Annotated in this window: 27 protein-coding genes; 8 read left to right on the top strand and 19 right to left on the bottom strand. The window is 57.5% G+C overall.

Annotated features, from left to right (window positions below):
* Nucleotides 1-80 precede the first annotated feature (80 nt).
* From G7020_RS21950 to G7020_RS21900, 11 genes are all read right to left on the bottom strand, one after another.
* On the bottom strand, nucleotides 81-785 hold the full coding sequence (locus G7020_RS21950; protein ID WP_181087039.1) for a hypothetical protein: 705 nt from the start codon (nucleotides 783-785) through the stop codon (nucleotides 81-83).
* 81 nt (nucleotides 786-866) lie between these two features.
* Complete coding sequence (locus tag G7020_RS21945; protein ID WP_019406497.1) at nucleotides 867-2,030, bottom strand: DUF3150 domain-containing protein; 1,164 nt, start codon at nucleotides 2,028-2,030, stop codon at nucleotides 867-869.
* Between the two features lie 83 nt (nucleotides 2,031-2,113).
* Entirely contained in the window at nucleotides 2,114-3,094 is a 981-nt protein-coding gene (locus G7020_RS21940; protein ID WP_114249796.1) for an AAA family ATPase, read from the bottom strand.
* Nucleotides 3,095-3,189: 95 nt separating this feature from the next.
* Nucleotides 3,190-3,546: a hypothetical protein gene (locus tag G7020_RS21935; protein WP_019406499.1), complete on the bottom strand. Its 357-nt coding sequence runs from the start codon at nucleotides 3,544-3,546 to the stop codon at nucleotides 3,190-3,192.
* A 398-nt stretch (nucleotides 3,547-3,944) separates the two neighbouring features.
* The gene (locus tag G7020_RS21930; protein ID WP_114249795.1) at nucleotides 3,945-4,745 is read right to left on the bottom strand and encodes a hypothetical protein; all 801 of its coding nucleotides are present in this window, start codon (nucleotides 4,743-4,745) and stop codon (nucleotides 3,945-3,947) included.
* Nucleotides 4,738-6,204: a 3'-5' exonuclease gene (locus G7020_RS21925; RefSeq protein ID WP_114249794.1), complete on the bottom strand. Its 1,467-nt coding sequence runs from the start codon at nucleotides 6,202-6,204 to the stop codon at nucleotides 4,738-4,740. The genes G7020_RS21930 and G7020_RS21925 overlap by 8 nt, the downstream gene beginning before the upstream one ends.
* A gap of 20 nt (nucleotides 6,205-6,224) precedes the next feature.
* Entirely contained in the window at nucleotides 6,225-6,671 is a 447-nt protein-coding gene (locus tag G7020_RS21920; protein WP_172693574.1) for a hypothetical protein, read from the bottom strand.
* A gap of 82 nt (nucleotides 6,672-6,753) precedes the next feature.
* On the bottom strand, nucleotides 6,754-6,933 hold the full coding sequence (locus G7020_RS21915) for a hypothetical protein (protein ID WP_114249792.1): 180 nt from the start codon (nucleotides 6,931-6,933) through the stop codon (nucleotides 6,754-6,756).
* The gene (locus G7020_RS21910) at nucleotides 6,930-7,265 is read right to left on the bottom strand and encodes an HU family DNA-binding protein (RefSeq protein WP_172693573.1); all 336 of its coding nucleotides are present in this window, start codon (nucleotides 7,263-7,265) and stop codon (nucleotides 6,930-6,932) included. The genes G7020_RS21915 and G7020_RS21910 overlap by 4 nt, the downstream gene beginning before the upstream one ends.
* A gap of 4 nt (nucleotides 7,266-7,269) precedes the next feature.
* Nucleotides 7,270-7,500, bottom strand: coding sequence for a hypothetical protein (locus G7020_RS21905; RefSeq protein ID WP_181087038.1), 231 nt, complete (start codon nucleotides 7,498-7,500; stop codon nucleotides 7,270-7,272).
* 107 nt (nucleotides 7,501-7,607) lie between these two features.
* Nucleotides 7,608-9,092 (bottom strand): DEAD/DEAH box helicase, encoded by a 1,485-nt coding sequence (locus G7020_RS21900; protein ID WP_114249790.1) that lies wholly within the window; start codon nucleotides 9,090-9,092, stop codon nucleotides 7,608-7,610.
* 360 nt (nucleotides 9,093-9,452) lie between these two features.
* Between G7020_RS21900 and G7020_RS21895 the strand changes: the two genes are divergently transcribed.
* The gene (locus tag G7020_RS21895; protein WP_181087037.1) at nucleotides 9,453-10,355 is read left to right on the top strand and encodes a DNA-binding protein; all 903 of its coding nucleotides are present in this window, start codon (nucleotides 9,453-9,455) and stop codon (nucleotides 10,353-10,355) included.
* A 6-nt stretch (nucleotides 10,356-10,361) separates the two neighbouring features.
* Here G7020_RS21895 and G7020_RS21890 read toward each other — a convergent pair whose 3' ends face one another.
* On the bottom strand, nucleotides 10,362-11,324 hold the full coding sequence (locus G7020_RS21890; RefSeq protein WP_336509738.1) for a DUF4113 domain-containing protein: 963 nt from the start codon (nucleotides 11,322-11,324) through the stop codon (nucleotides 10,362-10,364).
* Nucleotides 11,325-11,445: 121 nt separating this feature from the next.
* Here G7020_RS21890 and G7020_RS21885 point away from each other — a divergent pair, with 121 nt between their 5' ends.
* Complete coding sequence (locus G7020_RS21885) at nucleotides 11,446-12,465, top strand: tyrosine-type recombinase/integrase (protein ID WP_011914410.1); 1,020 nt, start codon at nucleotides 11,446-11,448, stop codon at nucleotides 12,463-12,465.
* Nucleotides 12,462-14,627: a tyrosine-type recombinase/integrase gene (locus tag G7020_RS21880; protein WP_011914409.1), complete on the top strand. Its 2,166-nt coding sequence runs from the start codon at nucleotides 12,462-12,464 to the stop codon at nucleotides 14,625-14,627. Before G7020_RS21885 ends, G7020_RS21880 begins: the two co-directional genes overlap by 4 nt.
* A 144-nt stretch (nucleotides 14,628-14,771) precedes the next feature.
* On the opposite strand, the gene G7020_RS21875 is transcribed toward G7020_RS21880, so the two are convergent.
* Together G7020_RS21875 and G7020_RS21870 are read right to left on the bottom strand one after the other, a co-directional pair.
* Nucleotides 14,772-15,146 (bottom strand): chlorite dismutase family protein, encoded by a 375-nt coding sequence (locus tag G7020_RS21875; protein WP_023445505.1) that lies wholly within the window; start codon nucleotides 15,144-15,146, stop codon nucleotides 14,772-14,774.
* A gap of 212 nt (nucleotides 15,147-15,358) precedes the next feature.
* Entirely contained in the window at nucleotides 15,359-15,721 is a 363-nt protein-coding gene (locus G7020_RS21870; protein ID WP_071534424.1) for a cupin domain-containing protein, read from the bottom strand.
* Nucleotides 15,722-16,458: 737 nt separating this feature from the next.
* On the opposite strand from G7020_RS21870, the gene G7020_RS21865 reads away from it, so the two are divergent.
* Entirely contained in the window at nucleotides 16,459-16,713 is a 255-nt protein-coding gene (locus tag G7020_RS21865; protein ID WP_181087036.1) for an XRE family transcriptional regulator, read from the top strand.
* A 61-nt stretch (nucleotides 16,714-16,774) separates the two neighbouring features.
* Here G7020_RS21865 and istB read toward each other — a convergent pair whose 3' ends face one another.
* The 3 genes from istB to G7020_RS24390 form a co-directional block, all read right to left on the bottom strand.
* Nucleotides 16,775-17,509, bottom strand: a complete 735-nt coding sequence (gene istB / locus G7020_RS21860) for an IS21-like element helper ATPase IstB (protein ID WP_011544393.1) — start codon at nucleotides 17,507-17,509, stop codon at nucleotides 16,775-16,777.
* On the bottom strand, nucleotides 17,503-19,062 hold the full coding sequence (gene istA / locus G7020_RS21855; protein ID WP_169865975.1) for an IS21 family transposase: 1,560 nt from the start codon (nucleotides 19,060-19,062) through the stop codon (nucleotides 17,503-17,505). The genes istB and istA overlap by 7 nt, the downstream gene beginning before the upstream one ends.
* Nucleotides 19,063-19,250: 188 nt before the next feature.
* Nucleotides 19,251-19,460, bottom strand: a complete 210-nt coding sequence (locus G7020_RS24390; RefSeq protein ID WP_286977160.1) for a helix-turn-helix domain-containing protein — start codon at nucleotides 19,458-19,460, stop codon at nucleotides 19,251-19,253.
* Nucleotides 19,461-19,568: 108 nt separating this feature from the next.
* On the opposite strand from G7020_RS24390, the gene G7020_RS21845 reads away from it, so the two are divergent.
* The gene (locus tag G7020_RS21845) at nucleotides 19,569-20,624 is read left to right on the top strand and encodes a hypothetical protein (protein ID WP_011544396.1); all 1,056 of its coding nucleotides are present in this window, start codon (nucleotides 19,569-19,571) and stop codon (nucleotides 20,622-20,624) included.
* On the opposite strand, the gene G7020_RS21840 is transcribed toward G7020_RS21845, so the two are convergent.
* Complete coding sequence (locus G7020_RS21840) at nucleotides 20,560-20,865, bottom strand: hypothetical protein (protein ID WP_143568759.1); 306 nt, start codon at nucleotides 20,863-20,865, stop codon at nucleotides 20,560-20,562. The genes G7020_RS21845 and G7020_RS21840 overlap by 65 nt on opposite strands.
* Before the next feature lie 324 nt (nucleotides 20,866-21,189).
* Complete coding sequence (locus tag G7020_RS21835; RefSeq protein WP_011544400.1) at nucleotides 21,190-22,218, bottom strand: AraC family transcriptional regulator; 1,029 nt, start codon at nucleotides 22,216-22,218, stop codon at nucleotides 21,190-21,192.
* A 123-nt stretch (nucleotides 22,219-22,341) separates the two neighbouring features.
* Between G7020_RS21835 and G7020_RS21830 the strand changes: the two genes are divergently transcribed.
* The 3 genes from G7020_RS21830 (at nucleotide 22,342) to G7020_RS21820 (ending at nucleotide 25,739) form a co-directional block, all read left to right on the top strand.
* Entirely contained in the window at nucleotides 22,342-23,238 is an 897-nt protein-coding gene (locus tag G7020_RS21830; RefSeq protein ID WP_011544399.1) for a TauD/TfdA dioxygenase family protein, read from the top strand.
* An 8-nt stretch (nucleotides 23,239-23,246) separates the two neighbouring features.
* Complete coding sequence (locus G7020_RS21825; protein WP_199148737.1) at nucleotides 23,247-24,044, top strand: 2-keto-4-pentenoate hydratase; 798 nt, start codon at nucleotides 23,247-23,249, stop codon at nucleotides 24,042-24,044.
* Between the two features lie 87 nt (nucleotides 24,045-24,131).
* Nucleotides 24,132-25,739: a GMC family oxidoreductase gene (locus tag G7020_RS21820; RefSeq protein ID WP_011544397.1), complete on the top strand. Its 1,608-nt coding sequence runs from the start codon at nucleotides 24,132-24,134 to the stop codon at nucleotides 25,737-25,739.
* The last annotated feature ends 368 nt before the right edge of the window (nucleotides 25,740-26,107 follow it).

The following is a 26,107-nucleotide window of genomic DNA, read 5'->3' as shown; positions in this document are numbered from 1 at the left end:
CGGTTGAGTGGCCGGATGGCCGTGGAATCAGTGGCCGGATGCGCGTGGAATGGGTGGCCGGATCAGCGTGGAATCGGTGGTCAGATGCTCATGGAATGGGTGGCCAGATGACCGTGGAATCCGCAACTTTCATCAGCACCTTCGTCATTGGCCTTTTCAGGCTCCGACTCAGGCTTATCTTCGCTTGACGGAAGCAGCTCGATTATCGAATCCACCAGCGCCAGAACCTCTTTCGTGCTGTCGCACTTCAGAGTTTTCAGCACCTCGGCCATGATCTTGTCGGCTAACTCTTGGCCCAGTCGGGCTTCAAGCGCTTCGAGATAGGCTCGCGCGGGTACCTCTAGTTGCGGCTCCTGCAGTTTCCAGTAGCCACCCATGAGGATTGCGTTATGGATGATCTCTACGTCTGTTGCCTGCGCGACTCGCTCAGGCTGAAACGGATCAAGCAGAACCTTGCGGTTCAGGTACCGAATGTCATCCTCGGTGCCAGGGTACTGATCCATCGACAGACGCTCGATACGGATGTCCTCCAGGATGTTCAGCAAGTTTTTGCGGAACGGAACCGGGGCAGCCGCGCCGAATACCGCCATGTCAGTGTTACGGACATGGGAGCACTCATGCGCGATGAAGCCGAAGGACAGCGGTAAATCATCCTCACTGAATGGGACAGTTACCGTTTTTCCATCTGTGAAGGCTCGGGTTCCTTGCACCACCACCTTGACGCCGGTTTGTTCGGCCAGGTGTTGTGCGTAGTACGGGAGCGATCCAATCAGGGATTTAGCCATTTCGTTTCTCCATTCTCGCCACCGCCAGACGGAGAAACCCCCGCTGGGAGGTTTGCTCCCAGGCGGGGTTTAGTGTTGGTGTCAGAAGCTGAATACGCCGTGAGAGACGACGCTACTGACAGATACGGGTGGAACAACCAGCGGTTGAGGCTCTGGAAGCACGTCCTCGTCCTCTGCTTGCTCGGTTGAAGCAGCATCCTCGGCGCCGACCAGATCAAAGGGGTTGAACGAATCAGCCATGCCGGCCTGCTCGATCTCTTCCTCTGCCTGGATCTGCTGGGATACCAGTTCGTTTTCTAGCTGCACCTTCGGCTCAGTCGCTTCAGCAGGTTGCGTCGTGACTGTTTCCGCAGGCTGCACAGCAGCTGGTACCGCAACATCATCCTGCTCGGGCGAGCCATTGGCGATGTTGAGGTTCTTGATCAGCCGGCGTATCGAGTCCTCATCCGAGAGCCCCGATACCAACGTCACAATGTTGCTGTACTGCGTGCCATTGACCACCCCTGAGGCCGGCAAAACCGCAAGGGTTTCGTCGATGTAGGTGGACAGGGCTTGGACATCGCTCGACAGGAACATCAGGCCCTTGAGCTTGGTGTTCATCTTGCGAATCGTGTTGAGGGTCGTCTGGGTGACATGGCCACGAGTGGCCAGGCCGTTTTCCATCAAACGTTCGGCTGTCTCTGCCGTCTCAGCGTAGAGCTGATCCGACAGGCCGCGCACTTGACTCCCAAGCGTTGCAGATAGGTGCTTGTCGCCGTCCGGCGCCACACGGCAAGCCGCGTAACCGAACTGAAGACCGGCCTCTACCTGATGTTTCGGCGTGATGCTTTGCATAATGGCTTCTCGCCATTCGGCACGCTCCCACTCCTGCTGCACCCATTCATTGACCCAACGGTCATAGTTAGGAATGAAGTTTTTCTTCAGGTCATAGAACTGGTTCTTCAGAGCTTCAAGCTCGTCTACAACCCTCTGGATCTTCTCCTGCGGTATGGCATAGCCGCCGAGGAATTTGATTCCATAGTCTTCCAGGACCTTGATCGCACGCCGTTTGACTTTCTCGAACGGCTTGAGCTTTTCGGGATCGATTACTCGCATCGAACCCAATGAGGCCAGCCGTGCCGGTGGAATTTTACCCTCCAGCATTTCAGGCTTCAGTTTCTTCCGAGCAGTCCACAGGTGGATGCCCGAGAGGTCTACCAGCAGGATCTGGTCCAGAATCTGGATTTCGTTCTGTTGGATAGTCATTGCGAAGTTCTCCTTTTCTCTAAAGCAAAAAAAGGGGGAACTTCGCCCCTAAGGGGAAAGTTCCCCCTCAGGGCTGTTTACGATTAGAACGGTTTGTCTACTTCAACCGGCCAGTCGTTACCAAACACGCTGCTTGCCATCTTATCGATTGCAAGCTTCTGCACTTTGTCGCAGCGATTAAGCAGCGACTCTTGCAGAGCGAGTTTTAACGGGTTTTTCTTCTTGGCCAATGTATATCCATTGCCAATCCGAGCCCAACGCAACAAAGTCCGAGTGGACATTGTAACGCTGAGATAGTTTCCGCCTTTACCTTGGTGTTGATCACGAACACTATTTGCAATCTTCACCATGTTCTCGACGATTTCCTTTGTTATCCCTGGTACGGCTTTAACGATCAGGTCAACTTCCTCCTTCGGCTCAAGGTATTCCACCTCAAACACTCGGAATCGGTCGAGCGATGCAAGGTTCTGCTGCATCGTAGCGGCATAAACCCCCATCTCATCCGACTGCCCTGCCGTGTTGCCGCAAGCGACGAAACGGAAATTGGCATGTGGCCGGATGACCTCACCGTTGTTTTCAGCGATCACCAGTGGACGCCCCTCCATTACCGCGTGGAGGCCCACCGTTACCGAAGGATCGAGGGTGTCGTACTCGTCCAGGACGAACACGAGCCCATGTCGCATAGCCTTGGTGAGCGGCCCGTCCACGAATTTCGTGTTCAGATCGCCCGACACAGGGTCCGTTACTGGCAGGTTGTAGCCTGTCAGTTCCGGCATCTCCATGCGGCTATGTGCTGAGACGGTAATGCTTGGCCAGTTGAGTCGCGCGCACGTTTGTTCAACGAGCGAGGACTTACCGGCACCCGTTGGGCCGACGAGCAAACAGCTGTCACCTGCCGGGGCGTAAAGCCAACTCATAAACTGAGAAAGCAGTTCCTTCCTGAAGAAGTACGGCTTTGCTGGCTCAACGTGTTGCGAAAGATTGTGGTTTGGCGAAAAAGCCGGCGCAGTTGCATCGGATTGGAAGCCAAACTCTTTCATTCCAACTTGGATATTCAGTTGCATTTTATTTCTCCATTCTCAAAAGCAAGTTGCCCAAAGACGGAGAACTCCCATAGGGGATATCTCCCCCGATGGGTAGGTTGGTTATTTGTTGCGGCTTATGCAGCTGCTACAAGAGAAACAAGGACATGTCCCTGTTCAAGGTTTTTCTTGGTGAAAGACACCACTGGCTTGAGGCCGTGATACAGAAGCTCACGGCAAAGCGTAGCGTTCATCCAAGGCGGGCAGGCGACCAGAACGTCAACCGCACCCGTTTTCTTAGCCTCCTGCAGGGCGATCTCACCCAGGCGCTCAACGCGACTGGTGATAATCTCCGGCGAGGGAGGGGTCGGGAAATACAGAAGATCTCGGATTTCCTGAAACTGTTTCCAATCCGACAAATCGTGAACGCCGAAACGTTCCATCTCGGCAGTAGCCTTGAACTTCGTCAGATTGATTACGTGCTGCTTTTCCATTTCTCTACTCCAGATTTGAGCGGAGAAATCCCCCTTACGGAGATTCCCCGCAAGGGCTATTGGGCTGAATGAGTCGTCAGCTTCGACCCGTGCTAGGCACGGAACAAACACCAACGCGCATGCGTGGGTGATTGATTTCTGGAGCGGCACCTTTCGGTGCACTTGGAGTGCGAGACGTTTGCACGTCTGCAAGAGATCTTTAGCTGTTCAGCGCACAGCTTGCGCCAGAGCATCATGCCATCGCCTGGATGGGTTTCACAAGGGGGGCACACAAGATCCTGACCCACCGAGGTGGTATGGGCTCGGCTTCAGCGCACCCAAATCGCTTGCCCCACGGGACTGAAGATCTTGGGACGCGCTTCCCTAGATATCTGAGCAATTTCTGCCGCGTTGGTCACTCAGATATCGCCGCGCGCCCCTCTGATGAACTGAACTACTTGCAGGCACAGAGAGGGGATCACGATGAGTGCCAGCCCGCCGAGGATCGTCAAGGTGACCAAGCTCACGGCCCCGTAAAGGGCTCCCCACATGCCCCTTTCTATTTGGAGCGTCACCACTCGAACGATGCTGTCGAGATCATTGCCTACGTCTGGCCCGTACACCCAGAACAGATCGATGGCCACAGCTACAGCTGCTGCAAACCCCACCAATACGATCAAGCCCCGCAAGCCGGATTTGATATCTGCCAGGCTTGGAATTGCGTGCATGCTGACGATTGTCGCCAATAGCACAGCACCAAACCCCACCGGGCCGGACATGGCCTGAGCCCAGGCTGTGACAGCGGTACCTACGACTACCCCACCAAGCCACCCCGCGATATGTCCTATGCCGCTATCCGGCAGCTCAATTGGCTCACGGTTGGCCAGCAGAAGACCCACGATGACGGCTCCGGCGAGAAGCGGCGCAATTCCCTGCAAGGCCATCCCGAGCGCATGCTTCATAGAGTACGGCGAATAGCGGTACTCGACGAACCCTAGCGTGCCGGTGGCACTGTTCGGCTGATAGAACGCCATCTTCGTTATCCGCATACCAAACAGCACGCAGACCAATGCGTGAGACAGTTCGTGTACTGGCACCCCGATATAGCCCGTCAGCCGCGTCAGTTTGCGCGCACTGGGTGCAAGCCTGTGCATCATCAGGTCCCAGATGGTTATGACCGATGCAGGCACCAGCAGCAGGGCAACAAATAGCTCAATCATGGAGGGATTCTCTACTTGCAGGCAGCCCTCTCTTCGCCGCTCTGTGTGCTCGAACGATGATTGTTTGAACGATGGAATTGATGACAAGGGTTCGTCGCGCGCGCGTCACGGCCACATACAGAAGGTTCAGCTCATCACCTACTTGCGAGGGGTCTACTCGTTCCTCATCGAAAATGTCCGGGAAATCTTCCTCCAGCAGCACTACATCCCATTCCAGGCCCTTGGCTCGATGCGCAGTGCTCAGCACCACGTCAGCTTCGGTGATGTCATCGACCGTGCATTGACGCAGCGATGAGATCAGCCGGGGGATGTCACCGTAGGTTTTCAGAATCCGCATGGTGCGAAGCATCTCGGGATCTTCACTCGCCTCAGCAGCGTCGGTGTATGCCTCGTATGACTTGAAGTGCTTGAGCCGGTAGTCCTGGATCTGGCTGTGCTTGTTGGTCTTCAGGTAGTAGACATCTTCGAGCTGTGACAGATTGTAGGCCTCGATTCCGCCGTTCCAGAACACAGTGAGTCCGTTGGCTACGGAGTCGATGGCAGACATCAGCACACCTGTCACGGTGCGGTTCAGGATGGTGTACTGGCCGCGTATCCCGGACATTGAGGTCTGCACTCTGTCAGCCGGCCCTAGCCCAACCAGTGGGCGTGTCTCGCCCTGGAGCCGCAGAATGGCATTGGCAACGCCAGCGATCATCGGCCCGAAGCGGAACGAGTTGGTCAGGTACATCGCTTCGGCGCCCTGCTCGATCTGCTTATCCAGGGCGTTTTCCGCGCCGCGCCACCTGTAGATCTGCTGCCATTTATCCCCCACAAAAATCTTCTGCCCACGCTGGCCGGCGACTATGGCTCCAAGGACGGGGTTTGTATCTTGTGCCTCATCGAGCAGGATGCAGTCGTAGTCGAGCTGCGGATCGCTAAGCTGGTACAGCTTCAGGTATGCGTCATGCGCGCAGACAAAAGCGCTCTTCTCGTCGGTCATGGCCTCCCAGACTGCCCCCGCCCCGTTGAGTAGTTTTTCGATGCGTGAATCTCCGTATGCGTCTCGCTCTTCGTCCGAGAGAGCCGCGATGAAATGGCACATGCCAATTTCCGGTTCTGCACTGCTGGTGAAGTTGTTGAAGACGGCCATGACGTGCCGCACGAACCCCCAATCGCGTGTCGCAAGTAGCTTGGAGACATCGGTGAGCTTCGGATTGCCCAGCTTATGGGCGTACCGGGTGCCAAAGCCCGGCCATGCCAACTGATGGCCTGTCTTGCAGATCACGTTGTCAGGGAATCGGGCCATGGCCTCATCCTTGATGGCCTTGTTGTAAGCCAGGTACAGAATCTTGATCGACGTGTTGGCGTAGGCGAAGGCTTCGAGCGTTGCCGTTTTTCCGCAGCCGGCATACGCCTTCACAACGAGATATGGCCCGCGATAGTCGATGATCGGTTGTTGTTCGTGGGTCGGATTCACAGAGAAAAATTCGCCTGGAATTACTGGCAGCTGACCGCGACACGATCAGCACGGAGGACAAAGACGGCTTGAGCACTGAACAGCCAGAGCTTGATCAGCAGGATGAACAGATGGGGGCTTTCGAAGAGCAGCAGCAGGGCGAGTTCCACCGGCGCGGTGAACAGTATGAGAGCGATCATGGCTGCCGCGCTTCGCCGGCCGAGCACAACGTAGAACACACTGATCGCTATGCCGGTTACCAGAGCGGCTTGCCAGAACGCCAAGAACTCAACTTGATCGCCGGCGACCGGAAGCAGCGCAGTTACTCCGGCGACAAGGCTCGCGACGATGCCGAGTAGCAGCATGTACGCGCCCCCCAGATCAAGCCCCGCGCCCCGATGGCGGAAAGTCAGAATCATCCAGGCGTGGCTCGCTAGGTCTGTGAAATGACCGGCGCCGGTGGTCTTGCCGCAAGAAATCGTGGACATGAAAAAGCCCCTTGGTGATTGCGGTATGGTCCCATACGCAGCCTCCACCAAAAGGGGCTAAAGCAGCACGATTGTTGTAGGTTTAGCCCTCCCCTCCCCCCAGAAGCTGCGCGCAGCGTCGGGACATCAGATCGCTCAACACTTCGGCGTCATTGGCGGCGTCCACAGGATCTCGCAGGGACGCCGCGATTAGCGCATCACGCAGCCAGTGGCTGGTGTCAGGGGCCGCGATGACCCGCTGAATTTCCTCATGGATACTCATTTTCCCGCCTGATTGACGGCATCCTTGAACGCCTTTCCGGGGGTGAACTTCGGGGTCGTCGATGCGGCAATGGTGATCTTCGCTCCGGTCTGAGGATTGCGCCCATCGCGCTCAGGCCGGCTCACCGGCTCGAATGCGCCAAAGCCGACCAGTACCACTTTGTCACCTGCAGCCACGGTGTCCTGGATCGTCCCAATCATGGCGTTGAGAATTTCGTTTACAGCGGTTTGGCTGTGGCCTGCCCGCTCTGCAACGGCCTTTACCAGTTCCTGTCGAGTCATGCGGTATCTCCTGTGCTTGTTGGAATGCAGTTTTCTGTTTCGAGAGCCCATTGGCTCAGATTGCGATGCCCTGGCCCGACTCCACTTTTGGCCGTGCCTCGCTGTTCGGCGCGTGGCCGCGCGGCTCGATCCATTGGCAGTGACGTACCCCTGCATGGGTCTTGCAGCTGGGCAGGATGTAGACCGGGATCGGCCGAAAGGGTGTGGTGACGGCATCTCGCGCCGCTTGGGTGGTCGGCACGCTGCTCGGCGCAGCGTGGTTGGCGCAACCAGTGAGTGTTGCCATTAGGAGTGCGTAAGCAGTAAGTCGCTTCTGGTAGCAGTGCACAGCAATTTCCTTGATGCCGATTGACTGCAGATAGCTTGCCCCTGGTAGGGAAAATCCCAAGGCCCTCATGCGCGCCGCTTACTCTTCGCACGCCTGACGTTGTAGCCCTTGACCCATTGCTGCATCGGCTCGCCTGGCGGCACCGACGCAACCGTGTTCACCCACTCGCGCGGGATTGGCTCAGCCATGAACGCCTGATAGGCGCCTTGCGCCCACATGGGACTCTTACCTTTCATCTGGGCATACCCCAGCAGCTCTGCGTAAGCGTGTTGCTTCGTGTTCGGGGCCAGCTTGGTCTTGCGGTCTGCCAATTTAACCAGAACGCCAGCTGCTACCTCCACGCCGGCGTCGATCTTGATCTCGAACCCGCAGCGGGGACAGATCAACCCGGTCATCACAAAGCTGCAGGTGGGGCACGGCTTGGTCTTAGCTTCCTTGTCAGGGTTGTTATCCGGCTTGGCCCGGTCTACCGGGTCACCGTCACCCATGTCGAGCCGATCTGGTAGCGGGTCAGTGGGGAGCCCGTTACGCAGAAGATTCCCCGCATGGTCGATGATGATGCCGTTGGTCTTGCCTTCGAATATCCGCAAAACCCGTCCCAGAATCTGGTAGTGCAACATCAGGCTCTTGGTCGGGCGGGCGATCACAATGCACGAGGTCCTGGGATCATCGAACCCCTTGGCTAGCATCCCCACTGAAACCAGCACCTTAATCTTGCCAGCCTTGTAGAGCCGAATAATCTCGTCGGACTCGTCGGCGTGCATGTATCCGTCGATGTGCGCGGCCATCACGCCCGCATTGAAAAACGACTCGGCAAGTTGCTTGGCGTGATGGACGTTGCAGGCAAATACAAGGGTTTGGCGGTTTTCGCCCAGTTGCTTCCAGTGGCTTACAACGTCGCCCAGGATATCCGCGCCACCCATGACGCGGGCTAGCTCATCTTCCGCCCAATCGCCGTCAGTCGATGTTCCTACACCTTTCAGGTCAGGCACATGCGGGGCGTAACACTCGGCTGGGACAAGGAAGCCTTGTTCTGTCAGCTGCTGAGTGCTGATGCGGTTGACCAAACGGTCATAGATTTTGCCGAGCCCCCGCTTGAACGGCGTTGCGCTCAATCCGATCACCGGAACCTTGTTTTTGCGGCACCACTGGATCAGATCCTGATGCGCCTTGAACAGGACGTGCGCCTCATCGATCACCACCAGTTTGGGCGGCTGAGTTCTCAGCAACCAGTCCAGGCGCGGCCCGAGAGACTGAACAGTCGCCACCTGAACCACTTTCGTGTAGTCGGTGCACGGGTGATTCGACTGAATTGCGCCGGCATATATGCCATCGGCGTGGAAGCGCGCCAGCGTCTGATCAAGCAGTTTGACGCTATCGACTATGAACCAGACCTTGTTCTGCTTTGCCGCCGCGTTGGCGATGACGTATTTCGCGACCTCGGTCTTGCCCGAGCCGGTAGGGCTCATGAGCATCTGCACGAGGAATTGCTGGCGAATTCCCTCACGCAAATCTGAAACCTGATCGTTTTGGTAAGCCCTGAGCTGCATGGTGCCTCCCTGAAGTGCTGACATCAGGAGAACACTACTTCTGGGAAACCCAAGCCCGGCTGACCGATGAGCCCCGACACCCCCATTTCGCTGACGCGCTGCCCACGGCTGGCCTCGGCGCGCCGGGCACCTCTATGGGCGGTACTGGCAATTCGCGGGATCTGCGGCGCCACCTGAGCGCTGGGCTCGCCCCGCGCCGACTCGACATATGCGTCAGCGATAAGAGCGTGAGTAGCAAACGCCTGATCAGCAACCCTGCAGTAGCACGGCGGTGTTGTATCGGCTCCAATAATCACAGCATTAATAACGTTATGTGTTATTATGTTATTCGTTATCTGTTATTTCGTTACGGAGCACACCATGGCCAACATCACACCGGATAGGGTTTTCGCTGCAGCAGATGCCCTTGAGGCCTCAGGCAGCCGCGTCTCCGTGCGCTCCGTGCGCGATTATCTTGGTGGGGGCTCGCCAAACCAGATCACCCCACTGCTCGCCAGCTGGCGTGCACGCAAGCCTTCAGTGGCGGCGCCGGAGATTCAGCTGGACCCTCGCATCGTCCAGCTCATTGCCGAGCAAGTCCGCGCAGCAGCCGGCGAAGCCGCCGTTCGCGCCGATGAGCGCGCAAACGAGGCCGAGGACACCCTGACGCTGTGCCAGCAGGAAAATAGCGAGCTGGCCGAGCAGCTGGCCACGACCCTCCGCGCCCTGGACGAAGCCCGCGCCAAGGTCGAGCAGCAGGCAGGGACCATCAGCGAGATCCGCGAGGAGATCGAGCGCGTGCGCAGCGAAGCCGAGGAAGAGGTGGAGGAAGCCAACACCAGGGCAAACCGTGAGCGAGAAGTGGCAGAGACGGCGCAGCACGCCCTGGCCCGAGCCGAACTGCGGCTCGAATCCATGCCTCGCCTGGAAGGGGAAGTGGAACGGCTCCGCACCGCGCTCGACGAGGCACTGTCCGGTAAGCAGTCGGCAGAGCAACAGGCGGCAGTCGCCGCCGCCAAGCTCGATGCCGCTACCCAGCGTGTGTCGGCAGCAGAAGAGCGCGAGCGTGAGGCACGCCAGCAGCAGGCAGCAGCTCAGGAGGCAGCCGCCCGTGCCAACGGCGATGCCCACCAGGCCCAAATCACGCTGCAGGCCGTGCAGGCGCGGCTTGAGTCCACCAGCAGAGAACTGGAAACCGCCAGGGGCAGCTTGAGCGAGCTGAAGGAAGAGCTGAAGGAGCTTCGCGCTGAGAAGAAGCCAGCAAAGAACGGTGAGCAGGGCTAGGCACCCTCAGCAGCGCGCTTGGGGTAATCCCTGCCAGGAGGTGGTGTAGGTCGGGCTCAGATGCTTCTGCCGCATCACCCATCCGCCGCCCTCATGATCGCTGCCGAGGCGAATAGCTCCCCTGCCCTGTCTGGCGTTGATCGCATCCATCACCTGCATGACTGCCTTGCTGCCGCTGCGCGGCGCCGGTGCGAAGAGGTCGCCGGTGATGGCACCCCGCTCTACGAACTGGCTTAGGATCACACCGGCTTTGGCATAGGCCACGCCTTCTCGAAACATCGCGCCGAGCCCTTGCTGAGCTGCCGCAACCAGATCGCGTGTGTCGTCGGTCGGGTACGGCAGTGCCATGATCCGCGTTCCGCTGAAGCGCTCGCCGGGCGCAAAGGCGCTGCTTTGGGCAAAGACCTGAATGCAGTTGGCCAAACTCCCCTGGGCGCGCAGCTTGGCAGCAGCAACCGAGGTGTAATGCGCCACGGCGCTGCGCAGGGATTCCAAGCGGTAAATCTTCTCCCCAAATGTTCGTGAGCTGATGATCTGCTGCTTGCGCTCCGGGCCTGCGCCAAGTGGGAAACATGGGATTCCACACAGCTCGCGCGCGGTGCGCTCGACGTTGACACTGAAATACCGGCGCAACAGCTTCGGATCGGCATTGGCCAGCTGCCAGGCTGTCTTAATGCTCAGTTCCGCTTCGAGTCTCGCGCTCAGCCTCCGGCCAATCCCCCAAACCTCGCCCACCGGCGCATAGCGCAGCAGCTTTTCCTGCCGCAGGGGATCGGTCAGCAGGACCACGCACCCGGTCTTGGCCTTCCATTTCTTCGCCGCCCAGTTGGCCAGCTTGGCGAGGGTCTTGGTGGGGCCTATGCCAACACCTACCGGCAGACCAATGCGCTGCATCACTTGTGCCTGCGCCTGCCGGCCCCAAGCCTCCGGGTCGGCAATACCATCGAGCCACGAAAAACATTCGTCGATGAGTACGGGGAGATTCGAGGCGAATGCTCCTCCAGGATGGCCATCATGCGGTTGCTGAGCGATTAAGTTAGGTGGAATGCTTTTGAGCTAGGCTGAATCCGTTGACGCTCAGGGGGCGCCCATGACCACCACCCCATTGCACAAGCAAGTGTTAAGTCGTTATTCCAGTGTACAAGCTTGGCTGGAGCTCTTGGGTAATCTGGGGCGTGCGCCGGCCACCCTTGACGCCTATGGCCGTGCCCTTGCGCATTACTTATTGCATTGCGAAGGGAGTGGGCTGAAACCCGAATCCGCGACATTCGAACAAGTCACGCTCTACATCCGTGAGCTGCTACCTGGCGCAAAGAGCGCGGTGGCGAATTCAACCTTGCACCAGCGGCTTACTGCTATCCGGTTGTGGTACGACCACCTCGTTTTTCAGGGTCTTTGCGAGCACAACCCCGTGCCCCGCGGACAGCATGGTCGGCTGGCCCAAGTGCCTGGACATGGAGGGTTTGTCAGGGGCTTGCTCCCACGGCTGATTAAGTTGCCAGACATTCCCACCGATGAGCAGTGGCGACACTTTCTCAGTATTGCGGCCAGGTCGTCTATCCGTGATCGACTAATGCTGTCGTTGGCGTATTTCGGGGCTCTTCGCCGTGCCGAGTTGGTGGCCTTGCGTATTGAGGATTTAGACGTTGCACACCGACTGATCTCGGTGCGAGCGGAAACGACCAAAGGCAAACGCAGCCGCGTCGTGTGCTACAGCCCAGACATTGCACCTGTCTTGATAGAGCATCTACATGCTCTTCGCGGCGCTGGCTGGATGCGAGGTTCGTTGTTTCGATCAGCATCAGATCGTAATCGAGGCTCGCCACTGTCCCGTTGGGCGTGGAGTAAAACGGTTGAAGGGTGGGCCAAGGAAGCGAAACTATCGCACCTGAGCACTCATACCTTTCGCCACCTTCGGCTTACCCATCTGGCCCGTGCGGGCTGGAAGCTCCATGAACTGACCACGTATGCTGGACATCGAGACCCCAAAACCACTTTGATTTACCTGCACCTATCTGGCGCGGATTTAACCGCAAAGATGGCGCACTCCGTCGGCAGTCTCGATGCTCGGATGTTCTGTGAACTCTTTGGGTCTGAGGCATTGCTATGAGCACCCCCTCAGTCACCCCTTATGTTCCGTTCGACGCGAGCAAGTACGTACGTCAGAGCGATCTATCGAAAATCGAGCTGAGCATACTTTCGAATCGCTCTCACCGTTCAGACTGGGGCTACCTCCAATCAGAGATACCTGAGCTCATGAGGCCGCTAGCTGATATAGCGGCGCACAGCGGCGTTTCTCAGCGATTAGCCATTTCATCAGTGGCAGTCATTCTCTGGAATGTCAGCAAAACCGGTAAACCCTACTGGTGTTGGTCTGAGTCGCAGTGGTTGACCTTGCTCAGTAATCGAGCAGGATCACGACCATATCTCGCTTCCGTTGCTTACCATCTCGGCGATTTTCGAACCCCGCAGCGTATCGCCAAATTCCGGCAGCCGGCGATATATGCTTCTTTTATCTTCGGCCATGCCGTGTTCAGACATGAGCACGTTCGCTTGAGCCAAGCGTTGAGATCGCTGGGCTACGCTGCTCGCCATCTTGAGCAGTTCCTTTCCAACGTGCTGGGTGCCTTGATGCTGGAAAACGGCGATCCGCGGTTGGAGACATTCACCGAGGAACTGCTACTGAAGGGCCAACAGCATCGAAGCGAAGGTGTCGCGAGATCGGTCGGAAAGGTATCTCACGGCCTCGCTGCCATGGGGATTTTGGCGAAACCTTTACGCATGCGAGGCTATACCTGTTGGCGGGCGAAAAGCATCGAAGGCATCGATCCGACTTGGGCAATGTGGTGCCGTCGATGGCGAGACACTTCCACCTTGCGTCCACGCACACGTGAAAGCAATTACAGTTTTATCTTGAGGACCGGTGTCTGGCTAGCGCGCGAGCAATCAGGAATGGCGGCGCCTACCGATTGGAGCATGTCCACTTGCGCTGCATTTATTGCTGCCGTCGACCGGATGACGGTCGGTGAGTGGGCTTTGGAGTCAGCGAAGGGAACACAGCTAAAGGGGCTTGGTCAGCCTATCGCTGCCAACTCGAAGCGCGGCTTTCTACATGCCTTGCGACGATTTTTTACAGACTTTGAACTCTGGGGATGGGGTCGTTTGAAGTTCAGCCCCCGGCATCACCTCGCCACCCCGCGATCCGTGACATTCAACTCGGGTATCAACCCGCGGGTAATTGATGACTCGACCTGGCTCAAGCTGATTTGGGCGAGTCTAAATCTTGAGCGTAGTGATCTGCTTTCGGAGATTCACTATCCGCTGTCGATGGTTCAAGCCATTGCTGTAGTGTGGACGCACGCTGGTTTGCGCAGCAATGAAATCATGCGCTTGGATAAAAGATGCGCGCATCCTCAGACCAATGATGTGGTACACGAGGATGGGACCATCGTTCCAGCAAAAACTTTATGCTATCTCGATATTCCTGCCAGCAAGACGTTCAAAGCTTTCGTCAAACCTGTAGCGGTGGTCGTGAAGGAGCGCATTGACGCCTGGCTGGAGGACAGGCCTGCTAACCAGGCCGCTTTGCTGGATGAGCGAACCGGGGAAAAAGTTAGCTACCTATTTCAGTTTCGAGGCAAGCGCATAGGCTCCAGTGTCATTAATGGCACCATCATTCCAATGCTATGCGCCAAGGCGGGTGTGCCACTGGAGGACAGTCGCGGGCGAATCACCAGCCACCGGGGACGTGCCTCCGCAGTGACGGCGCTCGCCAGCGTCCCTCAGGGCATGTCGCTGATCGAGCTAATGCAGTGGTCGGGACATAGCTCGCCGAATTCGACTTTGCATTACATTCGAATTCGGCCTACCAAGCTGGCAGCATCCTTCGTTAAAGCCGATCAAATGGCCCATATGGTCTCCGTTTTGATCGATCATGACGTAATTGTTCGCCATTCAGATGCCCCCTACACCTTCTATGACTTGGGCGACTCGTATTGTTCAAATCCCTTCTGGAGCAGCTGCCCACATCGCATGGCCTGTGCGGGGTGTGACTTCAACTTGCCGAAAGCCAGCGCAAGGGCCCAAGCATTGGAAAGCAAATCGTCTATCGGACGGTACTTGGAGGCCGTGCCTTTAACTCCCGACGAGCGAGCCATTGCCGAGGGCGACTTGGAAAAGCTGGAGAGCCTCATTCGAAAGCTGGACAATGTGCCGGCTCTAGACGGCAGGATGCCGAGGAGATCGATGAGAGAAAGAGGAGGCTATAAGTAGAAAAGTTCTTAAGCGACTAGTGGCTCGCTAGACATACCTGTCGCGTTACTCCTAAGTTATGCGACACACTAGATTTTTCGGGGTTTTGCTGGGCTGCGGGTGTCGCAGGAGTGTGCCGCACGTAGATCGAAGTTAAACCTGATGCTAGGCCGGCTCATGCACTAGCCGGATGTCGATTTCTCTGTCGACATACTGCCACTCCACCGAGGCTCGGAGTTCGGCCAGAAGCCTGTTAAAGGCCGTCTCATCAGACGGGGAATATTCGAACCAAGTCAAGAAGTCGAAGGGTTCGTTCTCGCCCAGGTCCCGACAATGGTGGAGGCGGCGGGCCACAGCAGGGAGATATTGGAGCCCGATGTGAATGTGACGGGACTGTTCCTCAAAAATCTTCCGGCGTTCGTCTTGAGACAGTCCCCACCATGAGGGGTTTTTCCGGATAGGGATCAGGGCGGCGCAGGTAGCCTCTGCTCGACCCAAGCTTGGCTGCTTCGCCACGAGACGATCCTTCTCTTCACGCACGACATAGCGCTCGTTACTCGTTATCCCGCGAAGGAGCCATTTGGTGCCCGGAGGCTGCGGCGAAACAGAGCCAGCGGCTACGTTGAGCCGTGGGATTCCAGGGAGAGGGGCTCCTGCCACGGCATTCATCGCAACAACGCGCCAAACCCCCGTTTCTCCACCAGCGAACGTAAATACTCGTGTATTCATCAGGTTCCTCTCAGGCCTTTCGCCTATTTCTCAGATAACGCAAAACCTGCACTGCCCGGCGCAACCACGGAGACAAATATGAAAGGTCCTGGACCAGAGTTCACGGCACCATGTACTTGCCCAGGTTTTGCAATGGCAATATCTCCAGCTTTAAGATGAATTTCTACGCCGTTGCCTTGATAATACTTGGCCTCACCTGAGATAACCGTCCAAGTATCTTGGCCGTGAGGATGGACATGGGCAGCTATTTCCTGCCTAGGGTAGGCGTGCCAAACTACAACGACAGAATCGTTGGTCTCCAGAACAACTGAACGGATCGGTTCGCCGTTAGACGGACGGACATATTCGTCCACCGAAAAAATCCGCGATTCCGTTTCTGCTTTCATGTTCACACTCCATTCCTGCACCGCAAGGTGACGTGCATCTGGCACTAACACCAAGACGAAGCCTTGATCTTGATGGGGGCGGAGAAGCTCGACACGCCGAACGGCATCATGAAGAGCACTTTCATGCGGCACCAACCATTTCTTTTAACGACACGAGGCTCGTATGCACATGACGATATGTACTTGAGCGCCTTTCGGAAAAGCTATGTTATAGGACGGAGACCGTCAATACTCCGTCGTGGGTAGGCATGACAGAACGGTAGGATAACGGCGACGTTTTGGTCATATGTACATGGGAGGGCGGTTCACCGCTCGGCAGGGGTGTTGTCGATGGACAGGTGTCCGCCTTCGATGTAACAGATCAGCTTTGACCGGTTACTAACAGGATGACCGGATGATCCGGTGAGCGACGGCGATCTCCTCAGAAGCTACAGCCATACCGGTTGGGTATGAGAAGCTCCAAGGGCGAGCATGGCCCGGTTCTTATTGACTTTCTATTACACATAAATTGGTAGAGCGAGTAGTTCGAGGAGAAAATCTTCACCTGATTTCGGGCTTCGAGGTCGCGCAGCTTGTAGGCGCTTGTGGTTCTGACAACTTATTCCAGTAGGGTTGACCCACTCGTGCTGGGGATTCCGACCCAGCCACTCCAACGGTTGTGATCCACTGCGCTGGCGATGCTGACCCACCACTCAAGCGCTAAACTGTCCGCTCATCTTCCGCGCAGGTCACCGCAATTGATTGAAGAAGGCAGTCGAAATATTTATGCCGATCTCGGCTGCGCTGATGCTGATGTAATGCAGCGCAAAGCCATGCTCGTCGTGCGTATCAGTGATGCTATTACCGCCAAGGCACTGGGACTGGATCAAGCATCGACAGTCACAGGCATTGGAGCTTCTTGCCTGGCGTCTTGGTTGAAGGGAGATTTCAGACACACCGACGAGGCCGAACTGCATACCTGCTTACGCCACCTTGAGATGCAACCTCAGTGATTAGGTTATTTTCGCGGGAGCGAAAATAACGAAGGGGGTATACCCCCTTCGTTATCGATCATTACGCCTTGGCAGCCGACTTGCGCAGAGACTCGCCCTTGAGACTGATGCGGTGTGAGCGGTGGACGATGCGATCCAGAATGGCCTCGGCCAGCGTGGCGTCGTTGAACATGCTGTGCCAGTGCTCAGTAGGGAATTGACTGGTGATGATCAGCGAGCCGGTCTGCATGCGCTGATCGACAATATCCAGCAAGGTATACCCCACCGTGGGCTCGACCGGAGCCAGCCCAAAGTCATCAAGGATAAGCAGGTGAGCCTTGCTCAAGGCTGTGCGGTACTTGGGCAGAGAGCCGTCGCCAATGGCGATTTGCAGTTCTTCATAGAGTTTCGAGGCGCTTTTGTAGATCACCGAATATCCTTGCCGGCAGGCTTGGCTACCAAATGCGCAGGCGAGCCAGCTCTTGCCTGTGCCGGTAGCTCCGGTTAACAGCAGATTCTGTTGCTGCCCAATCCAGGCACATCCCGCCAGACCGGCGATCACTTGTTTATCCAGGCCGCGACTACTGCGATAGTCCACGTCTTCCAAGTGAGCGGCATAGCGCAACTTCGCCTGCTTCAGTAGCCGAGACAGTTTACGGTTCTCGCGTTCGCTGAGCTCACGATCCACCATCAGGCCCAGGCGGTCATCAAAGGGGAGTTCCTGCATGCGCGGTTGCTCAAGCTGGTCGCGGTAGGCCTTGGCCATGCCGGACAGTTGCAGCTGCTGGAGTTTGTTTTGAGTCTGCAGGTTCAGCATGGCGAGTGATCCTTTTCATCGGCAAAGTAATGGGCACCACGCAGGTTTTCGTGAGCGGGTGTAGAACTGGGCAGAGCTTTCAAGCTAGGTCGCTTGTCGGGCTGCTCGCGCAAGATGGATTGCAGACTTTTCAAGGCGAAGGTCTTGATGGTCAGCGCATAGGTGCAGGCCTCCTCCAGTCGGGCATCACCATGTAAACGAGCCTCTTTACGCAAGGCGCTGGCAGCTTTGTGCCCGTTGGCCACATCGGTACGTTCGGTCAGGTGATAGTGCAGGTGACGCAGCAATGCAGGCCCGACGCGCTCGCCCCAAGCCAGTAGTGCTGCGGGCTCGCTGTCGGCGTAATACTGGTGGTTAGGCGGCCGGTGCTCCGGTTGCATGCTGATACCAGATACAAACTGACGGGCATGGCTGCTGACGCGTAGATGGTTGTGGAAAATCTCCACCACCACACCCGTAGCGCGCACATCCACTTGCTGCTGCACCAATCGGCTCGGTACGGAGTAGTGGTGGTTGTCGTACTCCACTAGGTAGTCACTACGTACCCTCACCTTGAAGCGCCAATCGGCATGCTCGTAAGCGTGGATCGGCAGCGACTGGAGCTCAGGCTGCTCCACCTCGACGAACAGGCTGTGCCGACTACTGCCTGGCTGGCGTTTGAACGGGCGTTTGTTGAATGCTGGTAGCAACTCCAAGATGGCCTGATTGAGCTCCGCCAAGCTGAAGAAACGGCGGTGGCGTAGGGCTGCCAACAGCCAGCGCTGAACAAGCTTCACTCCGGCCTCTACTTTGCCCTTGTCTTTGGGTTTACGCGGGCGGGCCGGCAGGATGATGGCCTGATAATGGTGGGCCAGTTGCTGATAGATCAAGTTGAGTTGGACTTCATCCTTGCCATGCTTGATCACCGCCGCTTTGAGGTTGTCGGGAACCAGTAGACGGGGCACACCCGCGAAGAAATTGAAGGCTTGCACATGGCAGTGCATCCAATCCTCAATGCGTTGGCTCCACACGGCGCAGGCGAACGTGTAGCTGGAATAGCCCAGCACGCCAACAAAAATTTGCGCCTGTCGAGACTCCGATTGACCGTCCAGATAGATCGGCATGGTCTTGCCGGAGAAGTCTAAAAAAAGTTTGTCGCCAGGCTGATGCAGCTGCCGCATTGATAATGGTTGCTGTTTCAGGAAGTTGCGATAGCTTGCCGTGAATTGCGAATAGGCGATGCCGTCTGGCTCGGTAGCCCGCCACTCACGCCATAGCAGTTCTAGGGTGACGCTGGGGTTGCGCATTTCCGCATGCACCCAGTTCCAGTCAGGACAGGCTTTCAAGCGAAAGCCGTTGAACGGCTTGATACCCAAGTGGTCATAAAGCTGCTCGTCGCTCCATCCAGCAAGCTGATCCACATTGAGGTGGACGTTTTCCAGGTGGCGCAGTAAGCGCTTTAGACTGTTGCGAGAAAGCCCAGTGCTATGAGCGACTTCGCGTGTTGATAGACGTGTGCCATAGTGCAAGCGAACAGCTTCGCGCAGCAGGCGCGGCTCAATCCTGACTCTCATCCATACTCCTTCGTACCACCGTGGGTGGGTGCTGAACGGCAGGCAATACCTGCCCCTCGGCCTTGACAGCCGATAGAAGGACGCTGAGAATCCACAGGCGTTAAAGGTGCTTGCGTCATCTAGAAAAAGGCTCGGAGTTGCTGCTTCGGGCCTTTTTTGCGTCCGTTGTTTTTGTGTACCTACATGGACTAATCGATAACCTGACTCCCTATGGTTGTGTGCGGTTCAACGGTTGTGGCACCGGCTACACCAGCCTGCGCGGCCAACCACCTTTCGACTTCCTGCTTGAGGAACAAGCGTCTGCGGCCGACGCGGAACGAAGGCGGCATCGGTAGGCCCATGCTCAGCCGGTTGCGCGCCGTATGCTCAGAAACTCTGAGAATTTGGCTCACCTCCATAAGTGTCATCGTTTCCACCGTTATCCCCTTGCCTGAGCTGCAATATCCCGATGCCACATGCTAGGTAGTTAGTGGATACTTAACTACTAGCCAGATTGGACACTTGATTTGCCGCTCTACCTGGACGATGAACTTATCGAGACCTTCGTATACGAGGAGGTCGCCGTAGCGTTGTGGGCCATTCATCTGCACGCCGAGGATGTGGCTGTTACCCCGGCCCTCGCGTTGCGCTTAATTCGGCAATATCTCCAGCCGCTGATCCCCCCTGGGCATTGGCACGTGCTCAATCAGAAACAGCCCGTAACGTGGAATCGCATCTGGATGATTAGCTCGGAGCTGGCTTCTCTGCTCGGTCAGATCAACGATCCGATGCTTTTCGAGATAGGAATTGCCATCGAGCTGATCCATTCGCACACAACCCTACCGCCAAGGGAGTACACCTTTCCGACCGTCATTGAGGTCACCTACTTTCTCAGCATGTGTGGGCAACTGAAAATCCCAGTGCAAAGTCAGACTCGTCTAGACAGGGAGCAGCGAATCAATCCGTTCAACTTTTGCTCGCTGTGCTGGCGGCAACCATTACTTGGGAGAAAGCTCTGCGCGCATCACTCACCTGGTACACCACTCATGTCAGAAGGTGCAGATAAACGTGCTGCAGCGGCGCGCTACAAGTCTGGAGTTCGCCAGAAAGAGCAGTTCGACAAAGCCGTGAACCGCATCCTGACCAAGGAGGTGACGGAGTTCCATGAAGGCTTATTCACCCCCGTCGTGCTATTTCCCGAACAGGATATTGCTGCTTGGCTAACTGAGCGCCGCCCATCGCTTTGGCAATTGCTTGGTGAGCGGCAGCAGGAGTTCAACGATGGTAATGCCGTGGGCATGCTGCTTGATCTACTGCACAGTCCTAATGGGCTGTCATCTAAGGCCTATCAGATTTACCGGCAGATCAATCGGCACCTGCAAGAACATCCGAGACTGATTTGGCCAATGCTCATACGGGCCGAGGGGTGGCACCGGTGCCGAGAAGAAGTGAGGGCGCAATGGGGCGGCAAGCGCACTGGTGCAGGGCGCCCCGTGCAGCCAGCCACCGAGCCGCCAGCTACTTCGTCATGTACCGATCAACAACCGGACGAAGATCACGGTTGCGCTGAGCATAAGTCTTGATGACCTGCTGATAGATCCCTACATCCGAACCTGGCAGCGCATGCTGCACCTCGAACACCTCCTGACCCAAAGCCTTCCACTCAGCAATCAGCTCAAAATCTGGCTGCGCCTGCTGGCTCTCCGCATGGATCAGATAAGCTAGGCTGGCGTTCAGAAAGTCGAGTGTATCGTCGGCACTTTCTAGAAGTCCCAGACATTGGCTGTGGGTCAGTCCCAGCGCTTCGGCACCAGGTAAAAGCATTAGCTATCTCCTCTGCGTAATTCTGGTCGCTCATCACCGGTAGCTACCGACCCATAGCAGCCATTGGGAACTGGCAGAAACCGGCCAATAGCGGTCGCTCACCAAGGGCTGTTTCCGACCCAGGCTGGGTGAAAACGCATGCGTCGTTTTGAAGTCTGCGTTGCTACGTAAAATCTGCCAGCGTTTGGTTGGTCAGCCAGACCTGAACTTTGCGTAGGAACGCGATTTTGATTGCGATTCTGACTGCCAAACTCGCTCTAAAACGTTTTCACACAGCCTGGACCCCAAGCGGACGTTAACTGTTTGTCGACTGTACATGGATCGCTAAGCTTCGCGCAGGTGCGCATGGCAGCGCCACTTTCCGGGCGGACTGTTAGTCCAGCGACTGAATGCCCGCGAAAAACTGGCCGCCTCGGCGTAGCCTAGACGTTGGGCGATGCTGGTAAGGTCCAGACGCGAGTCGCTCAGCAGGCGCTCGGCCAAACGCTGCTTGATTTGCTCGTTGAGCTGTTGGAACGAGTGACCTTCACTCGCCAAACGGCGCAACAAGGTGCGCTCGGAAAGGCCCAGGCGCTGGGCCACCATCCGGCTGCTGAGCAGCGTGGCCGAGTCGCGGATCAACACCTGTTGCACCAAACGCGCGGTGGGCGCCTTGACCAGGCTGTGGGAGATCTCGGTACATAGCCGCTCACACAGTTGCTCGCCCTCACTGTGGGCACTGATGTGCGCCTGCGGCAGGGTGAAGGTCAGGTCGGCATTGGAAAACAGGATGCCGTTGCGCCCGGCCTCGAACTGCACCGGATAGGCAAATTCCCCCTGCAACGCGGCGAGATCCGCAGGTGCGCTGCTGGTCATCTCGATAGCCAGGGGGGCAAGGGGGCGCTGCAGTAACTCGCACGCCACGCCCAGGCACGCGGAGAGTCCGCGCTCGATAACAAAGGCGCGAGCATCCTGCGGCAGTACGCTGGCATCGAACAGTAACCAGCTACCGCGTCGCTCCACTTCGATTCGCGCCGGGCACAGCGTCAGCGCTAACAGTTGAAAACGGCTGAAGGTGGCAAACGCCTCTCCCAGCGTGCGACTGGCGAGCATGGTGAAACCGAGCAAGCCCAGTGACGTCAGGTGATAGCGCTGCCCGGCAGCGAATCCCAGGCCCGGTCGGCCGGCGTGTTCGAGCAAGTTGCGGATTACCGCCAGCTCTTGCCAGGCCTCGATCTGCGCGTTGCGCTGCTGCAGTGTTTCGCTGGAGATGGCGCTGCCTATCAGGCAGCTCGCGGCCTCCACCCCTTCGGCCTGGGCGGTTTCTAGCAGGTAACGTACGCCCGTCAGGGCACGGTTTTGGCGCCAGTCCACCGGGCAACCCTCCATTCAAAATAGTCTTGGCGGTAATTATCATTTTTTGGCTGTAATAATCATGGCTAGCCTAGCAGCCGCCACGCATTCTGTAAGCACTCCAACAACAAAAGAGTGCGAGCCATGAGCGAGTTCATCTACACCCTGCCTAGCCATAACCGTGCTGCCAGTTACAGTCACATTCGTGTAACCCCGACCACCGGCGCCATCGGTGCGGACGTCGAAAATCTTGATCTGACGCGTCTGAGCGACGAGGGCTTTGCCGAGTTGCGCCAGGCGCTGCTCGCCCACAAGGTGATCTTCATCCGCGACCAGGCCCTGAGCGTTGCTGACCTGGAGCGGGTTACCCAGCACCTCGGTGAGTTTGGCCGCGAACCCTATGTGACCTGCATGGCCGATCATCCGCACGTGGTACACGTGGTCAAGGAAGCCTCCGAAAAAGCACCCTTCGTATTCGGTGGTGCTTGGCATACCGACTGGACCTTTCAGGAGCGCCCGCCAGCATTCACCCTGCTCTATGGGCACGACATTCCTCCCTATGGCGGCGATACCTGCTACGCCAATCTGGCCCTGGCGTATGAGTGGCTATCGCCTGGGATGCAAGCGCTGCTGGAAAACCTCGACGCGGTGCACAGCCCGGAAATGGCCTATGGCGTTAACGCCAAGCACAACGCGCTGCTGGAAAACATGGCGATCAACTACGGTAGCGATACCTCGGCTGACGAGCGCAGCCACCCGTTGGTAACCCGCCACCCGGAAACCGGGAAAAAGGTGTTGTTCATCAACCCGGCCTACACCACAGGCATCAAAGGCCTGCGTACGGAAGAGTCGCGTCCACTGCTTGACTACCTGTTCAAACTGGCCACCTCGGAAGCCTTCACTTGCCGTATGCGCTGGCGTCAGGGAACCCTGGCGATCTGGGATAACCGCAGCACCTGGCATATGCCAGTGGCCGACTACCACGGCATGCGGCGCGAAATGTTCCGCACCACCGTGATCGGCGAAGTACCCAGCCGATGAGTGCGCCGGTGGCAATTACCGAACCGCGCCTGCTCGGCGCGGCCCACTGCCTGGCAACGGCACGGCTCGAGCGGCATCCCGTGCCACGGGTTAGCGAAACTTTCGCCCTGGCCAACCTGGATGAAGCCTATGCCGTGCAAGCCGCTGGCATGCAGCAGGCGTTGGCTCAAGGCCGCCGTCTTTGCGGGGCCAAGGCTGGGCTGACCTCGGCGGCCCTGCGTGCAGCGCTCAAGGTCGACGAGCCGGTGTATGGGCGGCTGTTCGCGGACACGGCGTGCCTCTCAGGTGAAGCCATCGCCTGGGAGCGCCTGCTGCAACCGAAAGTCGAGATCGAGCTGGCATTGGTGCTCGGCCACGATCTGCCGGCTGGCGAGATCAGCCATGAGCAGTTTCTGGCCTGTATTGCGGGTGCGGTGCCGGCACTGGAAATCAACGACTCGGCCATCATCGGCTGGCAGTTGACCTTGATGGATGCGGTCGCTGACAACATTTCATCCGGGCTTTATGTGTTGGGTGATCAGCCCGTGCCGCTGGCGCAACTGCCTACGCCAAACCTGCTGATCAGCCTGCATAAAAATGCCCAGCCGGTGCTGCTCGACACCAGCGTAGCGCTGCATGACTGCCTCGCCACCGGCCTTTGGCTGGTGCGCAAGCTGGCCCGGCGCGGCCAGCCATTACGTGCCGGAGATGTGCTGTTGACCGGAGCGCTGGCGCCGATGCTCGACGTCGGTCCTGGCGATCACGTGCGCATGGTGATGGGCGAGCACGGCGCAGTGGAGTGCTCATTCGCAGGCACCACAGCCTAGAGAACCACGCATCGGGCACAACGGCCCATTAGAAGCGGCGCTGATTGAAATCCGCCATAAAAAGTACAAGAAGCGAGAGCCATCAGAATGCAGTACGAAGAGTTTGATTACGTCATTGTCGGTGCCGGTTCGGCAGGCTGTGTATTGGCCAGTCGCCTGAGCGAAGACCCCAGTGTGTCTGTCTGTTTGCTGGAATCCGGCGGGCCGGATAAGAGCGTGTTGATTCACGCCCCGGCCGGCTTCGTTGGCATGGTGGCAACCTCTTACAACAACTGGGCATTCGACACCGTCCCGCAGCAGCACATGGACAACCGCAAGCGTTACCAGCCGCGTGGCAAGACGCTGGGTGGTTCTAGCTCCATCAACGCCATGCTCTATGTGCGCGGTAACCGCTGGGACTACGACCATTGGGCCAGCCTGGGCAATCCTGGTTGGTCGTATGAGGATGTGTTGCCGTACTTCAAACGTGCGGAAAACAACGAGACCCACGGCGCCAGCGAATACCACGGCGCGGGTGGCCCGCTGAACGTTGCCGAACTGCGCACGCCAAGTGAGCTGAGCAAGGCGTTTATCGATGCCGCAGTGCTCAATGGCATACCGACCACCCGCGACTACAACGGCGTCGATCAATTCGGTTCGTTCATGTACCAGGTAACGCAGAAAAATGGCGAGCGCTGCAGTGCAGCCAAGGCTTATCTGACGCCTAACCTGTCGCGCCCCAATCTATGTGTGAAGACCCATGCGCTGTCGGCCAAGATCATCATGCAAGGCAAGCGCGCCTGTGGCATTGCCTATTACCAGGGCAGTGAAGCTAAGGAAGTCCGGGCGCGTCGTGAAGTCATCCTCAGTGCAGGCACCTTTGGTTCGCCGCAGCTGCTCCTGCTCTCGGGTATAGGCCCGGCCAAGGACTTGCAGGCGGTGGGCATACCCGTGGTACACGACCTGCCTGGCGTCGGCGAAAACCTGCAAGATCACATCGATCACGTGCAGAGCTACATCAGTGCCAGCGACAGCCAGACCTTCGGATTGTCCTTGAATGGCGCTATAAAAATGGCCAAGGGGGTGTTCGAATGGCGCAAGCAGCGTACCGGCATGATCACTAGTTCGATCGCCGAAGCCGGGGCTTTTGTACGCTCCTCAACCGAGGTGCAAGCACCTGACTTGCAACTGGTTTTTGTGGTGGCGCTGGTTGATGATCACGGTCGCAAAATGCACACCAGGCACGGCTTTTCCTGCCATGTTGAAGTGCTGCGCCCCTACAGCCGTGGCACGGTCAAACTGGCCAGCGCCGACCCGCGAGTGCCACCGAAGATCGACCCCAATTTTCTTGCCGATCCACGCGACCTCGAGCTGTTGGTCAAGGGTGTGCAGTTGCAGATGGACATTCTGCAAAGCAGCCCGCTGCAACCGTGGCGCGGCAAGATGCTCTATCCCGTCCAGCGCGATGACACGGCAGGCATTATTGCCGATATCCGGGCGCGGGCCGACACCCAGTACCACCCGACCAGTACCTGCAAGATGGGGCCGGCCTCTGATGCGTTGGCCGTGGTCGATGCGCAATTGCGTGTACACGGGCTTGAGGGGTTGCGGGTGGTGGACGCCTCGATCATGCCGACAGTGACTGGCGGCAACACCAATGCACCGACCATCATGATTGCCGAGAAAGCCGCCGATATGATTCGTCAGGCGCAGTAGCTGGTGAGCAACTGCACAGACTTGAGTCGAGGGGCCACCCTACTGCCTCTCGGCGTTTCACCTCTGCGTCGGCGGCGCGGAGTTGGTCAGGTTCCTACGTTAAATCTGCGCTAGTTCGGCCATTCCAAGAGCTAGAATTTTCGTAGAGGCGTGATTTCTGCGTCGATTTCGACGACTGCGTCTGCTCAAAAGTATTTTTACACAGCCTCGGCCGAAACCGACGACCACGACGGGCAGCTATTGGCCGATTCTGTTGAAAAAGTAGCGGCCTCTCCATGCCGTTGGCAAAATTGCTCTGTCAGCGAGCGTGGGGGCGAACAGCATGATGGGGCAGTTACCGGGAGGACAGCAGCGCCTGTTCTACTCGT

The sequence above is a fragment of the Stutzerimonas stutzeri genome, from assembly GCF_013522825.1.
Taxonomy (GTDB): domain Bacteria; phylum Pseudomonadota; class Gammaproteobacteria; order Pseudomonadales; family Pseudomonadaceae; genus Stutzerimonas; species Stutzerimonas stutzeri_AK.
Note: the sequence above shows the minus strand (reverse complement) of the source record. Positions and strands in the feature narration are given on the sequence as shown.